Raw genomic sequence first — 15,126 nt, 5'->3', positions numbered from 1 at the left:
AATTGTGGGGAGATGTAAATTGAATTGGCTTCAAAAAACAACATTGGGATTAGCTATAAGTATTAGCTTACCGGCGGCAGCGCAAACCTTAGAACAAGCCGTCGCGTTTACTCTAGAAGGGAATCCTGAAATTAAAAGTGCGTATAACGAGTACGTGAGTAAACGTTACCTAAACGATGCTTCCGGTGGTGCTTATCGACCGAGCATAGATTTGGATGGTGGGATTGGCTATGAGCACACGGATCTCGTCACTAACCAGAACACGACAGATCTGACTCGAAAGGAAGCGACGATTACTTTGACTCAGTTAATTTGGGATGGCGCAAATACTTCCAACGATATTGATCGTACCGCGGCTGATGCAGAATCTGTTCGTTACCAATTACTCTCCAACGCCCAAGATATCGCTCTCGAGGTAACCAAAGTATACCTTGATGCTGTGAAAGCTTATGAAGTGCTCACCCTTTCTGAAAACAACCTAGCAACACACAAGGATATCTACAGCGACATTAAAAAACGTGTCGAATCTGGTATTGGCTCTACAGCAGATATGTCCCAAGTAGAAGCTCGTATTGCTAAAGCTCATGGTAATTTACTCGCAGCGCAAAATAATTTGTTTGATACACATACTCAGTTTAAGCGTATTGTTGGACAGTCACCTTTAGGTTTAGTGTTTCCGCGAGCGGACGCTGGAGCAATTCCTTACACCGTAGATGGCGCTCTTGCGAAAGCTTTCAACCAACATCCTGTTATCAAAATTGCACAAGCCGATGTGGACTCAGCTAAGTTCCAATATAAACAATCTAAAAGCTCAAATTACCCGACCGTTTCTTTTGAAGCAGCTCAAACCTGGCGTGACGATGCTGGCGGTAATGAAGGTAGCAGCGATGAGTTTTCTGCTATGGTTCGTTTAAGGTACAACCTGTATAACGGTGGTTCAGACCAAGACCGTGCAGAAAGTGCAGCTTACCAACTCAACAAGGCCAAAGACCTTCGCGAGAGCACTTACCGTAATGTAGAAGAGAGTTTACGCCTCTCGTGGAGCGCTCTGGATTTAACCGTACAACAAAAAGAGTTCTTATCAGACCACGTAGACTCAGCATCAGATACGGTTATCTCTTACGAGAAGCAATACCGCATCGGTAAACGAACACTTCTCGATTTACTTAACACTGAGAATGAACTCTTTGAAGCTCGTAAAGGTTATTTAGATGCCAAGTATGATGAACAATATGCTAAATATCGGGTCATGAACGCGACCGGTAATTTGCTGACAGGTTTACGTGTCGATATCCCACAAGAATGGAATGAAAAGGTAGAATATTAATGAAGCTACTAGAAGCTGTATTTCCGCTCTGTCTATTTGTTGCTTCCGCCAACATTTTAGCTGACACAAACGATGAAGAGTTCGAATATCGAGCGCTCCCAGAGAGCGTGCAAAGTTATGATCTAGAAGACGATGACAACGATGGTGTTATCAACGCCCGTGATTTATGTATTGATACACAAATTGGCGCAGAGATAGATAATGATGGCTGTGGCTCTTATTTCGAGTCTACGGAGGAGAAAGAACTTCATATATTATTTGCCAACAACTCAACAGAAATTAATCCTGTTTTCCTTGGTCAAATCCGTCAAATGGCAGCGTTTTTAAAACGTTATGAAAGTACCACTATTCGCCTGCAAGGTTACGCCAGCAAAGTCGGAAATTCGGCTCATAACTTAGATCTATCTAAAAAACGAGCATCAAATGTGAGACGAGCTCTAATTAGCAACGGTATTCAACCATCTAGAGTGACTATTATTGGTTATGGGGATACCGTTTTCGATAGCGAGGGGACCAAAATCAGCCACGCATTAAACCGAAAAGTCGTTGCTTCCGTTGCTGGATTTAAAGGCAATATTAAAGAAGAATGGCATATCTTCACAAAACTTGGAAGGTAGTCACAACCCGCGGTATCTAAGCTGAAACGTTATATAAGGTAACGTTTCAGTTTTCTTATAATTCCTTGAATAGCATGTACCTAAGCCTTCTATAATGTTAATCTTGCCACGTTATCAACATAGAGAATTAATCCATGAGCAAACTAACAGCTGATACTCAAGCAAACCTAGAACTTTTCGTTTCAGAAACACAAGAGACAAAACTTGTATGGGGCCTTCGCAATGAAGAAGGTTGGCTAGCATGTGACTCAACTGAATTCGAAACTAGCGAAGTTATGCCATTTTGGTCATCAAAAGAAGATGCTCTCGCTCATAATGTAGAAGAGTGGGCTGACTTTGAAGTACTAGAAATTCCACTTGATATTTTTGTGGAAGATTGGTTACTGACTCTTGCTGAAGATGGTGTTCTTGTTGGTACTAACTGGAATGCAAGCTTAGAAGGTAAAGAACTAGAGCCTTCGGACCTAGCGAAATTATACATCTAATTTTCATTATAGGCCGTACAGGTGCGTACGGCCTATTTATCTTCAATAAATATCAACAAGTTAGAGACTTACCTCGCATAGTCCCTCACCGGCACCCCTTAAAAATTGAAGCAACATCAAACTAATTATAGAATATCGTTCTTTATTTGATTGATAGTTCCTTGTGATACACTCCACTTTCATTGCCTTGCTGCTTTTCATTAGCTTTTATTCTTATAGCCAAATATCAACAGCAGATGAACTACATAATTCATCAATCCCCTCCTCCAATCTACATGAGACTCCCAATGCCGATTGGAATGCGCTTTATCTATCGACTCTGAAGCACTCACCCGCACGTGCATTGAATATGCTCCAGACGCGCTACACTAACCTAAGTCATTTTGGAGATAAGCTCTACATATCATCCCTGTTATATCAATATATGATGCACAGAGGTCAGCCATTTTATGGTATGGACAACAAAGAGAAGGAATATCAAGCCATTGAAGAAGCGTTTATTTTAGCTCTTACAAAGGATGCTCAAGGAGAAAATGAGCAAGCTCAAAAGATTTTTTTAACCTTACTGACGAAAATGCAGTCACGGAACGACCAAACTGGCCGTGCGCTATTGAAGTATCAGTTATGTCGTTCGTTAAACGAGCAAGCTAAGTACCATCAAGCAAACTACTATTGCTCAGCACTTAAAAATGCTTTGGAGCAGATAGAAGACCCTGTACTCCCTAAGTTCACTACTTATCGCGTAATCGCCAATAACCACCATTTCCGTAGTGATTATCAAGCTGCGTTAAATACCTACCTATCTTTGATCAATGTGTTTCCACAAGGGCATGATATTTCAGGAATCTATAACGATGTCGGTAATTTACTTAAAGAGCTGAAGCAATACGAAAAGTCGGCGCAGTACTTAGAGGAAGCGTTGACTCTAAGAGCTAATGCTTCTGATTTGATGAAAGCTCAAGTTCATCACAGCCTAGCTGACCTATACCTAAACCAAAGAAAAAACAGTTTAGCAATCGACCATTTTATAAAAGCAAAAACACTATTGGTTGCATCTTCTCATAACTACGGCATCGCTATGGCAAACTTAGGTTTAGGAAAAGCCTATACCCATGCAAAAGAATATGATTTAGCCCAAAGCTACCTAGTCGAGTCTCTTTTAGCATCCAATGAACTCAATAATGATGTCATTCGAATTAATGCTTACCTTACAATAAGTGACATGTTCGAAGAACAACAACTAACAACAGAAGCACTTAATTATGCTGAGCAAGCGCTAGAATTAGCCGAACAAGTCACAAGGCCCAAATATATTGCTCAAGCACTTCTTCAATTATCTGATATTGAGCAAACCCTCGAAGATTACAAACAGGCTTTCTATTTGTATCAACGATACACGGCTATAGAAATGGAAACGCGAAATACAGACATCAGGTTAGCTTTTGAAGCGCTCGATCTTACTCACGCCAGATACGACCAAGAATTAAAACACTCACTCTTAACGCATCAAACGAGACAAGACCGACTCTATATTGAAAAAATGGAACATCAACGGCGAGTGTACAATATCATTGTAGTGGTGTTGCTATGCACAGCAATCTTTACCATGTTAATAAACAGAGCAATGCGAGCTAAGGCTACTATTGATGGCATGACAAAAGCCTACAACCGAACCGAGATAATACGCAGAATTAAGCAAATTAAACGTTGCCAAGGAACAAATAATCAACATGTTCTTATTTTGCTCGACCTAGATAAGTTTAAGCAGATTAATGATGAATATGGTCACCCAACAGGTGACAGAGCACTCGTTTATGTGAGTAATCAAATAAGAAAGCATTTAGTCAAAGGTGAGTTATTTGGCCGCTTGGGCGGCGAAGAGTTTCTTGTCATGCTGACCGACATCAAGCCTTCTGAGGTGCGTGAACGTGTTGAAGAACTGCATTATGCGATATCAAACAGTATCTTCCTGTCAGAAAGCAAAAAGCCACTTAATGTAACCGCGAGTTTTGCTTATCTAGCAACCTCAAACGCACTAAGTGACTTTGATGAGCTCTACTCTGTTCTTGACCAAGCACTGTATCAAGTAAAGAGTGGTGGTCGAAACGGCATCATTGAGGCTTATAACGAACCGATTGATCTACCTGAAGCTATTTATACTCCGTCTGTTTACGAACTAACTCAGCCATAATGCTTTCACGGTCACCTAGGTAATCATTAAGACCTACTTTACGTAATTCACACGCAGGACAATCGCCACAGCCATCACCGATAATACCATTGTAGCAAGTCAGGGTTTTGTTACGAACAAGATCAAGTGCTGAATACTGGTCGGCCATCGCCCATGTTTCAGCTTTGTTCAGCCACATTAATGGAGTTTTGATATCAAGCTGCTTGTCCATGCCTTGTACAAGTGCAGAATTCATCGCTTTTACAAAATCATTGCGGCAATCAGGATAACCAGAGAAATCTGTTTCACATACACCAGTAATCACCGTTTCAGCATCGATTTGGTATGCGTAAATACCAGCCAGCGTTAAGAAAAGAATATTACGACCAGGAACGAACGAGTTTGGCAACCCATTCTCTTGTAGCTCATGTGACACTGGGATGTCATCACGGGTTAAAGAGCTGATCGCCAACTCATTTAGCAAAGTCACATCCATCACTTTGTGCGCTTTAACACCAAGTTCTTTCGACAATGACTCAGCCACTTCAATCTCGAGTCTATGGCGCTGACCATAATCAAACGTGATCGCATGAACTTCATCATATTCTTTTAATGCTTGAACAAGACACGTTGTTGAGTCTTGACCGCCACTGAATACTACCACTGCTTTTTTCATCTTAAATCCTTACGAGAACCTTCTACTAGCGACTTACCTTGCCCAGTAAAAATACAACCTACGCGATGCTCAAATATTTGTGAGTTTGTATTGATAAGCGCCAATTACGCTCAATGCAGGTATCAATACAGAGTTGCGTCGCGCGATCTTTTTGACTGATTGGTTGCAATGCGATAATGGTATCGCTCGAAACATCCACTCGCTCCAATAAAGCATCAAGCTGTTCGATATCTTTGCTTGTACCGACTGGGTGTTTAATCTCATTAGCGCGTTGTAAGGTACTATCTAGGATGTCCAGTTTCGCTTTCATCGCCACTTTTGGTGACACCGTAACCCAAGTATCCGATGTGGCTTTAACTTCTGATGTTCCGCTAGTCTCAATCTGACAGCGACAACCGTGCTGCTCAAATGCTTCAGTAAGAGGAACAAGATCATAAATGCATGGCTCACCACCAGTAATCACAATGTGCTTAGCAGTGTAACCTTGCTTGATATATTCATTCACGATTCCTTGAGCATCAATTGATGACCAAGTTGGTGAATCCTCTGTTTTAACCATGATGTTACCAAGACTAGTTTCATCTTTAGGTAATGCGTCCCAAGTCTGTTTGGTATCGCACCAAGAACAGCCTACAGGACAAACTTGCAGACGAACAAAAACAGCGGGAACGCCAGTAAACATGCCCTCACCCTGGATGGTTTCAAACATTTCATTAATCTTGTACAACTTTCCCTCTGCTTTATTATTTGATGAAATTAATCAACCGCAGACCTTAAAGCACTTACTCGTTTTGGTCAAACAAATGAATAGCGATAAATGAGTTGCTCAAACCCCTAGCCTGAAGTTTCAAGTTCCCTTATCCTTTCGTTCATTAGGTTTCGTTAAGCTTAAATTTTTAATAAGGAACAACATGTACAAACTGATTGCTCTTGATATGGATGGCACACTACTCAACAGTGAAAAAGTGATTTCTCAAGAGAACAAAGACGCGATCGCCAAAGCTCGCGCTGCAGGTGTGAAAGTGGTTCTCGCTTCTGGTCGCCCTTTAGAAGGCATGCAAAGCAAGTTAGATGAACTTTCAATCAACGGCGACGATGACTTTGTGCTCTTCTACAATGGCTGTATGGTTCAGAACGTCTCGACAAAAGAGCTCATCCATAGCGAGATCAGTAATGGTAAAGCAGCGAAAGAGGTCGCGGTATTAGCTGAACAACTTGGTGGCTATGTTCATGCTTTCAGCAAGGTTCATGGTTTGATTACTCCAGAGAATAATGAGTACACAAGTATTGAAGCGCGTATTAACGGCTTAGACATAACCGAACTCGACTTCTCTCAACTGGAAGACGATCATGAAATTATAAAAACTATGATTGTAGCTGAACCAACGAAATTGACTGAAATCATAAGCAATTTACCTCAGCAGCTTAAGAGTCAATTCACTATCGTGCAAAGTGCACCCTTCTTCTTAGAGTTCTTAAACCCAAATTCGAACAAGGGTGTCGGTATTAAAGCCATTGCTAAGCACTTGGGTATTAAAGCAGAAGAAGTGATCTGTATGGGTGATGCAGAGAACGATCATCACATGCTTAATTTTGCTGGCCTTGGCATTGCAATGGATAACGCAATGGAAGAAACCAAGAAGTTAGCTGACTACATAACAGCAAGCAATGACGACCACGGTGTAGCCGTCGCGATTGAAAAGTTTATTTTCAACTCGTAAACGTTAGATAAACCCTTAGGCTTTATCTATCTCGCCCTAAAATATCTTGAGATAAAGAAGGCTGTGCAGTGCACAGCCTTCTTTTATTTAACAAGAGTGGTTTAACTATTTCCGAGCCCAAGGCAGACGAAACGCGACTACACCAAATAAAATCAAGATTGGAAAACGTAACGTCTCAACAATAAAAGAAGCGATACCACTAAAAGAGACAAAGCTCCCAGCCCAACTGATCAGCAAGTTACCAGCAAGTAGCATCACAATGACCCCAATCACGACCGTAAATGAGAACTGACCGACCAAAGGTTTTGAGTCTGTTAATGTTACAAGACAAGCTATCGTCATCAAAATCGCCACCCAAAATGAGAATGTTGGTAATGGCCAGATAACCGTAAGTACGATTGATAACAGGCATAAGCCCCACCAAACACCTTTAGAGCTCAATAACACACTAATATCAACATCAGGTTTCGCGTCTAATCTCACAATATGCCACGTTGTTAATGCTCCCAATACGCCGCCAATCAAAACATCACTAAAGAAAGCACTGCCTGAATAAGACTTAAACAGCATTATCCAAAGTAGACCAACGACCACAATCACTGTCGACTTTTGTTCAAACAAACACTTTAGTTTCCAAAACACTAATAAGCTTAAACTGACCCATAGGGCAGCTAACAAACTTGGAAAACTATACCCACTGCTCATCACCAGTTTCAATGTTGGTAAATAGGCATGCGGAGGTGGGAAACCAAAGCCTTGGTGCGCAATTAAAGTAAGCAGTGTTACTGATATCAACGTGAAACCAAACTTCAACGCAAAATTACGGCCAAAATACCAAGCTATCAACGGCAAGATAATGATGAAAACCCAGGGCTTTACGAGTAAGTCAGTCAAAAGTGCCGTACTAGAAAACACACTCGGCAAATTATCGAACGTGTTTTGAAGTGAAACAATCCAGTTCAGTTCAACTTGGTGAACTTTCGGTGCAGCACCCACCAGCTCAGTCACATAAGTCACTGGCTGATCAGTCGCGGAAAGAAACAGATCGTTAATCTCAGACCACTGTTCTGAGTAACGGTACTGGTTTGCTTCCAACTCAGTAGGAGGAAGTAACATCGCTCTGCTAACCTCCACTCCATAGTGAGGAGCAAACCAGATAGGAAGTTCAAAACCACCTAGCTCATTTCGAGCTTGATAGCTGATCACTTCAGAGTCAGAGACGCAGTCAAACACAACGGCGCTATCGGTGTAACCCAGCACATCACCAACAGTAACGGACAAACCGGCCTCTTCCCAAGTTTCACGTTGCGCTGCGATAGCTGGCGGCTCACCAGAAACAACAGTGCCACCCGGCAGAGATAATTGACCTGTGATCAGTTCATCAACCAACACGATTTGGTTATCAGCACGCACTACACACAAGGCACCCGCGACATGATCAGGCAAGGTGTTGCTAGCCCAAGCGGAAGTAGTACTCAAAAGAGAAAGAATAAGAACTAATAAATATCGAATAACCAACAAGTTTACCTAAAAATAAAAGCTGCAAATACAGAATACTCTAGTGTAATCAAACACAACGAAGACTGCTGTCTATGTTTCGTGCAAAGACTTTCTCATCCATTGAATATGAGGAGTGAACCCCATTTTTTGATAGAAATCCTTGGCAGGTGAATTAAAGTCCCAAACCTCGACAAAAACCTGCGTCACGCCATAATCCTCAAAAGTCGACTCAACACGACTAAATAGCATTTTCGCCACCTTCAGTTTACGATATTCTGGCAAAACAAAAAGCTCGTCGACACTGCCCATCTGTACCGGTTTACTCACCGTTGAGATAAGCTCACAAAAATGCCCCGAGATAAAACCAATAATCAGTTCTCCTTTTAATGCCACGTACACCAAGCATTCAGGGTTATCCAAATATCGTGCGATACTCTTTTCCAGCTCTATTTCTTCAGCCGTTTTAAAATGCTCAGGACACGCAATATGATGATGTTGGTGAAGATCAAACATCAACTCATTAAGTTGCTCTAGATCGGTGTGCTTTGCTGCCCTTAGGGTGACATTCATGACGAGTACGCTTCTCAAACCAAATTAGTATTTAAATTAAGTCTAGTTTACTTGCCGTCAGTATCTATACAAGTGATTGAATTAATTCATTGTTTGAACGGCACATTTAGATACAAAAATGGCCACATTATTGTGACCATAAGTTGATATTTTGATTCAAACCTATTTGCCTAACTTCTTAGCAATCTCAGTTAAGCTCGTAGGGTCGTCAATCGTCGAAGGCACCACATACTGCTCACCTTCTGCAATCTGACGAATGGTCCTACGCAAGATCTTACCGGAGCGTGTCTTAGGCAACCTCTCAACAACCAAGGCTTGCTTAAAACAGGCAACCGCCCCAATTTCGTTACGAACCTTACCCACCAATTCCGCTTGTAATTCAGTACCATCGACTTTCACGCCGTCTTTCAGTACCACTAAACCAAGCGGGAGTTGACCTTTCAAGTCATCATGAATCCCGACTACTGCACATTCTGCAATGGCTGGGTGACCGCCCACGATCTCTTCCATTTCACCGGTAGACAAACGGTGACCCGCCACATTTATCACATCATCAATACGACCCATGATAAATAGGTAACCATCTTCATCAAGATAACCACCGTCACCCGACACATAATACCCCGGGAATTGACTCAGATAGCCGGATTCAAACCTATCATGATTGCGCCACACCGTCGGTAAACAGCCAGGTGGAAGCGGTCGTTTGAGTGCAACGAAACCTTGTTGGTTAGCTTGTGCAGGCTCACCCACTTCATTGAGGATTTCGACTTGATAGCCCGGCACAGGTTTAGTTGAAGAGCCCGCTTTCACAGGCAAAGACTCAAGTCCTGTAGGGTTAGCAGAGATAGCCCAACCCGTCTCGGTTTGCCACCAATGGTCAATAACCGGTTTGCTGGTATGAGATTCAACCCAATCTAATGTTGGCGGATCTAAGCGTTCGCCAGCCATGAAAATCGACTTGAGTGATGATAAGTCATACTTGGTGAGCAACTCACCTTCGGGATCTTCTTTCTTAATGGCTCTAAATGCGGTTGGCGCAGAAAATAACACGTCGACGTTGTATTCTTCACACACACGCCAGAATGCGCCGGGGTCTGGTGTTCTGACTGGTTTGCCTTCAAACAGAATCGTGGTACAGCCATGAATCAGTGGTGCGTACACAATATAAGAATGCCCAACCACCCAACCCACATCGGAAGCCGCCCAAAACACACCATCTTGCGGCATATCATAGATAGTACTCATCGAGTATTTCATCGCGATCGCGTGACCGCCATTATCGCGGACAACCCCTTTCGGCTTCCCTGTCGTACCCGAGGTATAGAGGATATATAACGGGTCGGTTGCCAAAACAGGCACACACTCATGAGGCTCAATACCAGCCACCGCTTGTTGCCAATGCAAATCACGCTCTTTGTTTAACTCAGCAAGGCATTGCTCTCTTTGAAAAACTACGACTTTTTCAGGCTTCCAACGGCTATCCATAATGGCTCGGTCAACCATCGGTTTATACGGTAGAACTTTGTTGATTTCGATACCACATGAAGCCGTAATCAAGACTTTGGGTTCGGCATCTTCAATTCGAACCGCAAGCTCGTGCGGTGCAAACCCGCCGAACACCACAGAGTGCACAGCACCTAACCGAGCACAGGCTAACATTGCCATAGCTGCTTCAGGAATCATTGGCATGTAGATAACCACACGATCGCCTTTGATTACACCTTGCTCAGCAAGCATTCCTGCCGTCTTAGCCACTTGTTCGCGAAGCTCATTGTAAGTGTAAGTCAACTTGACGCCCGTGACTGGTGAGTCGTAGATCAGCGCGACCTTATCACCACGGCCATGTTCACAATGATAATCCAACGCCAACCAACAAGTATTCATCACCCCATCAGGAAACCAGCGTTCAATACCGTTATCGTCAGTTTGTAATATCGTTTTTGGAGACTCAAACCAATCAATGGCTTGTGATTGTGTTTCCCAGAACGAATTTGGGTCTTCCCTCGCCCATTGATACTCGGTGATGTAATCCGTTTTTCTAGTCATTCGATTCGTAGCAGACATAGTGCCTCCTCCATGATTTATCCATTTCCCAAGCGGCTAGCCTTTGGCAGTAGCACTTGGTTGCACTCTTTTCTCAGCATTGTTTTCGGAACATTTAACCGCTCACGACAATCGCTTTACTTGGGAAAAGGCACACGAATGGCACCTTCCATAATCACTCGGGCACTACGGCTCATGATCGCCCTTTCTATTTTCCAACCGCTTTCGGTCTGCAAAGCTTTCGCACCCACCTTCAAGGTTCCTGATGGATGACCAAAGGTCACAAAGTCACGAGAGCTTCCTCCCGCCGCTAAATTCACTAAAGTTCCCGGGACACTTGCCGCTGAAGCAATCGCAACCGCTGCTGTGCCCATCATGGCGTGATGCAGTTGCCCCATAGACAAAGCACGCACCAGAAGGTCGGTATCGTCAGCTGAAATAGGTTTACCACTTGAGGCTCGATACGATTGTGGCTTAGCAACAAAGGCGACTTTAGGTGTGTGTTGGCGAGATTCAGCTTGTTCTAACGAATCAATAAGCCCCATCGCAACGGCGCCATGCGCTCGGATGGATTCAAACAGTGCCAAGGCTTTTGGATCGCTATTGATATCTGGTTGAAGCTCAGTGCCTAGATATCCGACCGATTCCGCATCAACAAAAATGGTCGGAATCCCCGCATTAATATAAGTCGCTTTGATGCAACCTAGCTCTGGAACATCTAAGAAATCGACCACATTTCCCGTCGGAAACATCGATCCACTCGCGTCTGTAGGGTCCAGAAAATCAACCTGAATTTCAGCGGCGGGGAAAGTGACACCATCGAGTTCAAAATCGCCCAACTCCTGGACTTCACCATCCACGATAGGCACATGAACAATGATGGTTTTCTCTATGTTCACTTGCCATACTCGCACCTCGACCACACCATTTTCTGGAATACGATTCGAGTCGACTAAGCCACTATGAATAGCAAACGGGCCAACCGCTGCAGACAAGTTCCCGCAGTTGCCGCTCCAATCGACAAATGGCTTGTCTATCGCCACTTGACCAAAGAGATAATCAACATCGTGATCGGCTTTACCACTCTTCGACACAATGACAGTTTTGCTGGTGCTGGACGTCGCACCGCCCATACCATCAGTTTGCTTACCATAAGGATCTGGGCTGCCAATCACACGCAGAAGGAATTCGTCTCTCGCAGGGCCCGCAACTTGCGCCGCTTCTGGTAAGTCATTCAAGCAGAAGAAAACACCTTTGCTGGTTCCTCCACGCATATAAGTTGCCGGGACTTTTATCTGTTTAGCGTTCATCACAGGCTCCTATTGCGCGAGAAAGTCTTTGGCAAAGCGTTGTAATACGCCACCAGCGCTATACACACTCACTTCGTCTGCCGTGTCTAGTCGGCAGGTTACTGGCACATCGAGTTTCTCACCGTTTTTGCGAGTGATTACTAGAGCCAAATCAGAACCCGCTTCAATGTCGCCGTAAACGTCGTAAAGCTCGGTGCCATCGAGTTCTAAGGTGTTGCGATCCGTTCCTGCTTTGAATTGCAACGGCAAAACGCCCATACCCACTAAGTTGGTTCTGTGGATTCGCTCAAAGCCTTCAGCAACAATCACTTCAACACCCGCTAAGCGCACTCCTTTAGCCGCCCAGTCGCGTGATGAACCTTGTCCATAGTCTGCGCCAGCCACAACAATCAAAGGTTGTTTACGGTTCATGTAGGTTTCTATCGCTTCCCACATGCGAGTAACCTGCCCCTCGGGTTCAACTCTAGCTAGTGAACCTTGCACGACTTCTCCAGCGTCCTTCACCATTTCATTAAACAGCTTCGGGTTGGCGAACGTCGCTCTTTGTGCCGTAAGATGATCGCCTCGGTGAGTCGCATACGAGTTAAAGTCCTCTTCTGGTACTTCCATTTTCGCCAAGTACTCACCAGCGGCACTTGATGCAAGAATCGCGTTTGATGGTGAGAGATGATCGGTGGTGATGTTGTCGCCTAAGATCGCTAACGGTCTCATACTAGAAAGGCTTCGCTCCCCTGCGAGTGCACCTTCCCAATAAGGTGGTCTTCGAATATAGGTACTTTGAGATCGCCAGTCATAAAGCGGTTCAGTAGTTACCTGACCCTCGTCTGGCTGGAACATTTTTACGTAAATTTGTTGGAATTGCTGAGGTTTAACATGCTCACCGACAACCGCATCGATCTCTGCATCGCTTGGCCACAAATCACTTAGATAGATTGGCTTACCACTGTCGTCTATACCTAGGCTGTCTTTCTCGATATCAAAGCGAATCGTACCAGCCAAGGCATAAGCAACCACCAATGGCGGTGACGCTAGAAACGCCTGTTTAGCATAAGGATGGATTCGACCATCAAAATTTCGGTTCCCAGATAACACGGCGGTTGAATAGAGGTCGCGGTCGATGATCTCTTGTTGGATTTTAGGGTCCAACGCCCCACTCATTCCGTTACAAGTCGTACACGCATAACCGACGATACCAAAGCCTAATTGTTCCAGCTCAGGAAGCAAACCTGCAGACTCAAGATAGAGCTTGGCAACTTTAGAACCCGGTGCAAATGAGGTTTTCACCCATGGCTTTCGAACTAATCCAAGATGATTGGCTTTTTTAGCGACCAAAGCAGCGGCGACGACATTTCTTGGATTACTGGTATTGGTGCAAGACGTAATCGCCGCAATGATCACGGCGCCATCTGGCATCTGGTCGTCGGAATATTGTTCAGCGTGCTGCTCTTTCCAAGATGCTTGACTGATTCCTTGCTTGGCAAGTTCGCTGGTTGGCAAACGGCGATGAGGATTGGATGGCCCTGCAAGGTTGCGTTCAACTTTAGACAAATCAAACTCAAGCACACGTTCGTATTGGGCGGACTCTAAGTCATCAGCCCACAGTCCGGTTTGCTTAGCATAAAGCTCAATTAACTCAACCTGTTCAGGCTCTCGCCCTGTAAGCTTGAGATATTGAATGGTCTGTTCATCGATGTAGAACATACCCGCTGTCGCACCATATTCTGGTGTCATGTTAGATATTGTTGCGCGGTCACCAATGGTTAGCGCACGAGCCCCTTCACCGAAGAATTCCAAATAGCTTGAGACCACTCTCTGATTGCGAAGGAACTCAGTAATCGCAAGCACAATGTCCGTTGCTGTAATACCTTCTTGTCTCTGACCCGTTAGCTTAACGCCCACAATATCTGGTAAACGCATCATCGACGGACGACCTAGCATTACCGTCTCCGCTTCCAATCCGCCCACTCCAATCGCAATAACACCCAACGCATCAACGTGAGGAGTGTGGCTATCAGTACCAACACAGGTATCTGGGAACGCAATGCCTTCTTTAGATTGAATAACCGGAGACATTTTCTCCAAATTGATCTGGTGCATGATCCCGTTACCAGCCGGGATCACACTCACGTTTTTAAACGCGGTTTTACACCATTCAATAAAATGAAAACGGTCTTCGTTTCTGCGCTCTTCAATGGCGCGGTTTTTATCAAAGGCTTCGCTATCAAAGCCTGCGTGTTCCACTGCCAGAGAGTGATCAACAATCAGTTGAGTTTCAACAACGGGGTTCACCTTGGCGGGGTCTCCGCCTTGGTCGGCAATCGCATCTCGTAAACCCGCTAAATCAACTAACGCGGTTTGACCTAGAATGTCATGACACACCACACGCGCAGGATACCAAGGAAAGTCTAAGTCGCTCTTACGCTCAATGATCTGCTTCAAACTGTCTTCAAGAGCAACTGGGTCACAGCGTCTTACCAATTGCTCCGCCAATACTCTCGACGTATAAGGCAAGGTTTTATAGCTACCCGGAGATATTGCTTCTACCGCTTCTCGAGCATCAAAATATTCTAAGCTAGTTCCCGGTAAAACCTTTCTGTATTGGCTATTTTTAACGCCTACACTCTGCTCAAGACTCTGTTTTTTATCAATTTTCATATCAGGCATACATCCACCATTATCTAAAATTCTATTCATTAGATCTCAA

12 protein-coding genes are annotated in these 15,126 nt (G+C 44.1%); 5 read left to right on the top strand and 7 right to left on the bottom strand.

The annotated features are described in order from the left end of the window. The first annotated feature begins 19 nt into the window (after positions 1–19). The 4 genes from OCU50_RS06140 (at position 20) to OCU50_RS06125 (ending at position 4,620) form a co-directional block, all read left to right on the top strand. Positions 20–1,327 (top strand): TolC family outer membrane protein, encoded by a 1,308-nt coding sequence (locus OCU50_RS06140; RefSeq protein ID WP_202612704.1) that lies wholly within the window; start codon positions 20–22, stop codon positions 1,325–1,327. After that, on the top strand, positions 1,327–1,944 hold the full coding sequence (locus OCU50_RS06135) for an OmpA family protein (protein ID WP_060467601.1): 618 nt from the start codon (positions 1,327–1,329) through the stop codon (positions 1,942–1,944). The genes OCU50_RS06140 and OCU50_RS06135 overlap by 1 nt, the downstream gene beginning before the upstream one ends. Before the next feature lie 134 nt (positions 1,945–2,078). Next, a complete protein-coding gene (locus OCU50_RS06130) occupies positions 2,079–2,429 on the top strand; it encodes a DUF2750 domain-containing protein (RefSeq protein WP_017055260.1) in 351 nt (116 codons plus the stop codon). A gap of 163 nt (positions 2,430–2,592) precedes the next feature. Continuing rightward, a complete protein-coding gene (locus OCU50_RS06125) occupies positions 2,593–4,620 on the top strand; it encodes a tetratricopeptide repeat-containing diguanylate cyclase (RefSeq protein ID WP_060467600.1) in 2,028 nt (675 codons plus the stop codon). Here the strand turns inward: OCU50_RS06125 and queC are convergent. Together queC and queE are read right to left on the bottom strand one after the other, a co-directional pair. Then, the gene (queC, locus tag OCU50_RS06120) at positions 4,580–5,275 is read right to left on the bottom strand and encodes a 7-cyano-7-deazaguanine synthase QueC (RefSeq protein WP_060467599.1); all 696 of its coding nucleotides are present in this window, start codon (positions 5,273–5,275) and stop codon (positions 4,580–4,582) included. The genes OCU50_RS06125 and queC overlap by 41 nt on opposite strands. Positions 5,276–5,333: 58 nt before the next feature. Continuing rightward, complete coding sequence (gene queE, locus OCU50_RS06115; RefSeq protein ID WP_306345491.1) at positions 5,334–6,002, bottom strand: 7-carboxy-7-deazaguanine synthase QueE; 669 nt, start codon at positions 6,000–6,002, stop codon at positions 5,334–5,336. A gap of 184 nt (positions 6,003–6,186) precedes the next feature. Between queE and OCU50_RS06110 the strand changes: the two genes are divergently transcribed. Continuing rightward, the gene (locus tag OCU50_RS06110; RefSeq protein ID WP_060467597.1) at positions 6,187–6,996 is read left to right on the top strand and encodes a Cof-type HAD-IIB family hydrolase; all 810 of its coding nucleotides are present in this window, start codon (positions 6,187–6,189) and stop codon (positions 6,994–6,996) included. A 105-nt stretch (positions 6,997–7,101) separates the two neighbouring features. Here the strand turns inward: OCU50_RS06110 and OCU50_RS06105 are convergent, their stop codons facing one another. The 5 genes from OCU50_RS06105 to acnD form a co-directional block, all read right to left on the bottom strand. Beyond that, positions 7,102–8,514 carry a bifunctional NUDIX hydrolase/phosphatase PAP2 family protein gene (locus OCU50_RS06105; RefSeq protein WP_060467596.1) on the bottom strand — a complete coding sequence of 471 codons (1,413 nt, stop codon included), beginning with the start codon at positions 8,512–8,514 and terminating at the stop codon, positions 7,102–7,104. A 72-nt stretch (positions 8,515–8,586) separates the two neighbouring features. Beyond that, complete coding sequence (locus OCU50_RS06100; RefSeq protein WP_060467595.1) at positions 8,587–9,066, bottom strand: GNAT family N-acetyltransferase; 480 nt, start codon at positions 9,064–9,066, stop codon at positions 8,587–8,589. A gap of 162 nt (positions 9,067–9,228) precedes the next feature. Beyond that, entirely contained in the window at positions 9,229–11,133 is a 1,905-nt protein-coding gene (locus OCU50_RS06095) for a propionyl-CoA synthetase (protein ID WP_060467594.1), read from the bottom strand. A 116-nt stretch (positions 11,134–11,249) separates the two neighbouring features. Beyond that, positions 11,250–12,422, bottom strand: coding sequence for a 2-methylaconitate cis-trans isomerase PrpF (gene prpF / locus OCU50_RS06090; protein ID WP_060467593.1), 1,173 nt, complete (start codon positions 12,420–12,422; stop codon positions 11,250–11,252). 9 nt (positions 12,423–12,431) lie between these two features. After that, positions 12,432–15,077, bottom strand: coding sequence for a Fe/S-dependent 2-methylisocitrate dehydratase AcnD (gene acnD / locus OCU50_RS06085; protein ID WP_370736475.1), 2,646 nt, complete (start codon positions 15,075–15,077; stop codon positions 12,432–12,434). Positions 15,078–15,126: the final 49 nt, after the last annotated feature.

The sequence above is a fragment of the Vibrio toranzoniae genome (genome assembly GCF_024347655.1).
Taxonomy (GTDB): Bacteria; Pseudomonadota; Gammaproteobacteria; order Enterobacterales; family Vibrionaceae; genus Vibrio; species Vibrio toranzoniae.
This window is presented reverse-complemented; position numbering and strand designations above follow the sequence as displayed.